This window comes from Sulfoacidibacillus ferrooxidans (genome assembly GCF_022606465.1).
GTDB lineage: Bacteria > Bacillota > Bacilli > Alicyclobacillales > SLC66 > Sulfoacidibacillus > Sulfoacidibacillus ferrooxidans.
In genome coordinates this window covers 1-5079 of the sequence record NZ_JALBUF010000040.1, presented here as the reverse complement: position 1 = coordinate 5079, position 5079 = coordinate 1, and the positions used below count along the sequence as shown (strand labels likewise).

General features: G+C 45.4%; 4 protein-coding genes and 2 pseudogenes. All 6 read right to left on the bottom strand.

Annotated elements, in window-relative coordinates:
- On the bottom strand, positions 1-334 hold a 334-nt coding region (locus MM817_RS16120), incomplete at its 3' end, for an isochorismatase family protein (RefSeq protein ID WP_241717031.1).
- 250 nt (positions 335-584) lie between these two features.
- Positions 585-1052, bottom strand: coding sequence for a VOC family protein (locus MM817_RS16115; RefSeq protein ID WP_241717029.1), 468 nt, complete (start codon positions 1050-1052; stop codon positions 585-587).
- Between the two features lie 257 nt (positions 1053-1309).
- On the bottom strand, positions 1310-1861 hold the full coding sequence (locus MM817_RS16110; RefSeq protein ID WP_241717027.1) for a GNAT family N-acetyltransferase: 552 nt from the start codon (positions 1859-1861) through the stop codon (positions 1310-1312).
- 133 nt (positions 1862-1994) lie between these two features.
- A complete protein-coding gene (locus MM817_RS16105; protein WP_241717025.1) occupies positions 1995-2543 on the bottom strand; it encodes a GNAT family N-acetyltransferase in 549 nt (182 codons plus the stop codon).
- 422 nt (positions 2544-2965) lie between these two features.
- Positions 2966-4252 (bottom strand): annotated as a pseudogene (locus MM817_RS16100) (IS110 family RNA-guided transposase).
- A 142-nt stretch (positions 4253-4394) separates the two neighbouring features.
- Positions 4395-4909 (bottom strand): annotated as a pseudogene (locus tag MM817_RS16095) (alpha/beta fold hydrolase); the annotation flags it as partial.
- Positions 4910-5079 lie beyond the last annotated feature (170 nt).

Genomic DNA, 5079 nt, shown 5'->3' with positions numbered 1-5079 from the left:
ATCCAAGGTTTGCTGCCATGCGGGTCGTTGTAGAAATGCAGTGATCCGTCGTTAGCCCTACAATAACGATTGTTTGATACCCATTCTTTCTCAAACAGTCTTCCAAATCTGTGCCGATGAATGCACTGTTTACACTTTTTTGGAACAGAGGTTCATAAGGTAAGGGCTTTACACCATCTTTAATTTCACTTCCGATATGGTCTCTACGAAGAGGACTGGTAGAAATCATAGATAAGTGCTGAACATGAAAGACAGGGCGATTCGTTTCTCGCCAGTGGCGAAGAATCCTTTCAATATTTCCTTCCGCTTGTAAGTTGTTGCGTTTTCCCCACACCGGGTCATCGAATCCCTTTTAAACGTCAATAATTAAGAGTACCGCATCCTTTTCACTTGCACTCATCATCGAAACCTCCGCCACTAAAATTATCTTTCGGTGTCCTATTTTACTATAAATGCTATTGGACTCTCCTGCCCAATTGCGCAAGATTCCGAAAGGATTGCCCGTCGTATAATCATACATCAGGCAGGCAATCAGTGTTATTGAATTTGCGCCCCCGATTGCGTAATAAATATCCAATCGAGAATTAAGAATTAAGCTTTAACCAACAGGAAAGCGTCATTTTATCCTCATAGTTAACAGTCATTTTGTCATCTAGCTTCAAAGGCGAAATTAGCTCAAGGGAATTTCCATCTGTATCATAAAAATAAATCGCCGCATGATAATTATTGTTGTTTTTCAAAACGAGAGGTTGATCCTTCGCAGCAACACCAAAAGCATCTCGAACCTCAAATCCGTTATCATGCAGCCACTTTTGTGAGCATTGGAGATCTTCGAGACTTACATAGAAGGCTATGTGACGAATTGACGGATGATATGGAGTTGATACATGATCAGACTTCCACAGTCCCAATTGACTTTTCCCTTTCTCTATCCACAAAAAAGTAACTCTTGGAGTCTTGTCGTACACTTCCAGCCCTAGTGCCTTATAAAAGGCAACAGAAGCATCCATATCACTAACAGGCAGATGCGCTTCATAAAGTCCTTGAATCATGAATCCACCCCTATTTAAACTTAACATCAACACAATGATACCAATTCAGGTGATATGCGTCTGTACGACAATGGTCTTATACATGATACTTTGACTGTGCAGTCGGGCGGAACCCTTGATGAGTATCTGCCCCATAACGCAGCAACAGATCCATGCTCGCCGTTGCATATTGATGTAATCCACCACGTATGTGTTACTACAGATATACCCCGTTATCTGAAGAGGAGCTTTCCTCTCTAGTCCACAAACTCGGGCGATCATTCATCATCCCAACGTACGGGAGTGGTCGTATCGTTCAACCAGTCTCGTCGCAAGATGGCGTAGGCGACACCATCTAACCAAACATCTGCTTCCTCGACCGTGTGCCAAGCATCACGATAGTGAGCCTCCTTAACGTATCCACATGCACGTAGAACTCTCCGCATCCCAATGTTGTCCGCACGGGTATTAGCTTCGATGCGAACCATGTTAGGATGATTTTCAAATCCGTACTTAGTAAGCCATCGCAAAGCATGTCGACCAATACCGCTTCCTCGATATTTCGTGTTGATTCGGATGTCAAACATTGCCGTGCTGTCGAATAGGTCATTTAACTGGAGAAGACCGACCCTTTCACCATGGCTGATGATCCAGAACGACTTCTTGTCGTCCCCGTGAAACGCACCTTGTTCAATCCATTTCATGGCGGAATCGTATGAAATGGCTGGGCTGGTAAAGTTGTCCCACGTGTCACGCGACAACCATTCTGCGAGTTCTTCCTTTTCCTCAAGTCCAATCTCTGCAAATTTAATCTCGTTCAGTTGCATCATTCAATCAAACCCCTTATTCAACATTCCGACCCGATAGCCTTGGAACCCAGAAAATTCCGCTATATATATTTATGCATCGGCGTAAGCAAATCCTTCTTCGAGATCAGCCCCCGTTATCTGCAGAACCACAAGTTTATGAGTTCCAACGCTCTCGTGTAATACTGTAAAGGTTATGGTCTTCCCATACACCATTAATTTTTAGATAAAACTCCGAGAATCCTTCGTACCTAAATCCCACTTTTTCAAGAACTCTAGTCGATCCTGCATTTCGCGGCATGACTGCCGCTTGGACTCTATGCAATTCTGCAGGTCCGAAAGCAAAACCAATTGCCAAATGAACAGCCTCTGAGGCAAACCCTTGTCCATTGCAGTTCTCATCAATGAAATACCCCAGTGTACAACTTTCCCAAGCCCCACGAGCCACATTACTTAGATTAACTCGTCCAATGAGCCGATCATCGTTGGTCAGAAAAATTCCAAATCCGTATCCTGAACCAGAATTCCAGTCGTGATAGATTTTCTCCAGAATTTCTTGTTGTCCTTCCACCGTGTAGTGTGAGTCCAAGGTAATGGGTTGAAAGGGCTTGAAGAAATGACGATTTCGCAGTCTTAAGTCCAACAGTGCCTCAAGATCTTCATTCTCCATTCTACGAATGTAAACCCGTTCTGAATTTAGTCTCATAATGTATCACCTCAAGAAAAGTATTTTGCACTAACCTCTCTCTATGTTCTTTCGTTTTCTCGCTCATTCTAGCTCATTCGCAGTTTTTCATGTTTGACATGACGGACAGATTGTACAGATGGAGTGGGAGGAGCCATCGGATTAGACATGTGGGTGTGCAGAAACAAGGGCTATGCCCCAATTTCTAAAATATGGTCGCACATTGGATGTCCACATACACCTTTGTGGCTTACCCTCTCATGTCTCCCGGGGTCTCTTCAGAGCCCGTGTCATTCCATCGTTCTGCCTGTCAAAGGGTGGATGCCGTGTTATGCTGCCCGCCAGGGTCATTGCCCTCATAAAAACGCTCGTACCGGCTAATCCGTGCTTCGTTTGTCAGTTATGTCATGCGAAATGGCTAGAAATGGAGCATTCGAAAGTTCCTAAGCAGCGTTCTGTAATCGTTCCATGTGCATGGGTCCAAGTACCTTCATGGGGTCATAAGGGACTTGCTTTCTGCCAAGGGCAAACAACACTCGGATCAATCGACAACTCAGTGCTATTGCAGACTGCATTTTCTTCAACGGGTTCTGTGTCCGCTGGGTGTACTATCTGTGCAACTCCTGGAATTCAGCATTCTTCGCCAACAGCGGTATCACACCACGGAACAGCAATGCTCGTAACTTCGGGCGTCCCCGTCTGCTGATCTTTGTCTGTCCCTTGTGCTTCCCCGAACTGTTTTCCTTGAGGTTGAGCCCCGCTAGCTTTTGAATCTGCCTAGGATTGTCGTAGGCGGATAGGTCTCCAACCTCGGCGAGGAATCCAGCAACGGTAACCAAGCCGACACCGGGAATGCTCATCATTTCTTGCGTCCCAGGAATCTGGCTCACCAATCGTTCAATCTCGCTCATCAGAAGATCTAGTTGCTCTTGGTACAAGTCATATTGACGCAGTAGAATCGCCAACTCCTGGTGACCCATCTGCAGCCCTTCTGTAAGCCCAATGGACTCTTCTGCTTTCTCTTTGAGGAGGTTCGCTTTGCTCATCCCAATGCCCCTTGAAATGCCACCATCTCTTCATGCCTGAACGATTGCGGATGTTGATTTTTCCTGAATATCTGTCGGGCATGGAAACTGGTGCAAACCAATGAGCGCTGCCTTGCCTTCCCAATCCTTAAACACCTCTGTGAACTCTGGGAAGAAGCGGTCCAACCAGTTGTGAATGCGCCCTTGCACTCGCTTTAGGTCCCCTGACAAACGGTCTCTTTCGTTCATTCCCACGCGCAAATCAGCGTACATATCTTCTGGAATGTGGGGTACCGAGTACCGTCCGTCTTTGACCAAAAGCGCGATGACACGTGCATCTTTGCGGTCGTTCTTCGTCGGACTGTTATCTTCAAGTTCCTTGGTCTTTTTGACGTGTAGTGGGTTCACGAGCACGACTTGGATCCCTTCATGACGTAGAAACTGAGCAAGATTTATCCAATAATGCCCCGTCGGCTCGACGCCAAATACCACATTATCGCAACTGTGGTCAACCATGAGTGACTGAATCCACTTGAGAAGTCCTACAAAGCCGTGCCTCGTATTGTGGAACGTCAGCGTCTTTCCAAGTTCCACGCCCCGCACATCACACGCACGAGCGACGTGAACCTTCTTGGCAATGTCGGCTCCGACAACCAAGGTTGAATCTGTGATGCGGCGAATCTTGCTATTTTGGGTTATACTCATGGTGTAGATCTACCTCCTGATTAGTGGTGTGTTTTCGATGACATCAACACTAACAGGAGTTTTTTATTGTCTCAATTCCGATTTTGCTTGATTACAGGAATGCTGCCCATTCATCATCGGATTGAATTTGTGAATAATTTACCTACAGGAATTTTTCCAACTCAAGTCTGTTGAGCCAGTTGTGAACCAATACCTCGAATACATCTGGTTGCTCTATTTGTAGGTTGTGCCCTGCCATATCAAGCACTGCAAATGTTGCTCTGGGGTACTGTTCAATCAGTCGCCATGGATCTTGGTATCCGACAACATGGTCCTGTCGACCAGTGATAATTAGAGTTGGGTACTCAAAAGATATTGGAGCAATGTCAAAACTGAAGCCATAACCATTTTTGAGACTTGGGTTAAAAATACTTCGTTAGCTTGTTTTAAGGGTAGTAATATTTCATCCCGAAATCTCTCCCATTGATATTGACCTTGAACTACTGCCACGGAACCAAATTCTTCGGCGTCATCTTTGGACAACCTGGACATCAATACGGTGTCTTTCTGTATAGCGATATGAGATGGGAGTTTCCTATTATCGACTTCCGGGATGGTCATTGGGGCCATGAGTAATAGTCCCCGAGCTAAGTTCCGTCGAAAATGGACCATACCCTGGACCTAGTATAAAGTAGTGGACACAAAAAGGAGGACTGATAACCTATGATTGAAAGGTTGTGTCGGGAAATTGGGAACGAAACAAACTAGGTATACTGAAGAATGTAAGTCCATGATTGTTGACCTCTATCACACGGGCAAAACACCATCAGAAATCATGAGCGAATATG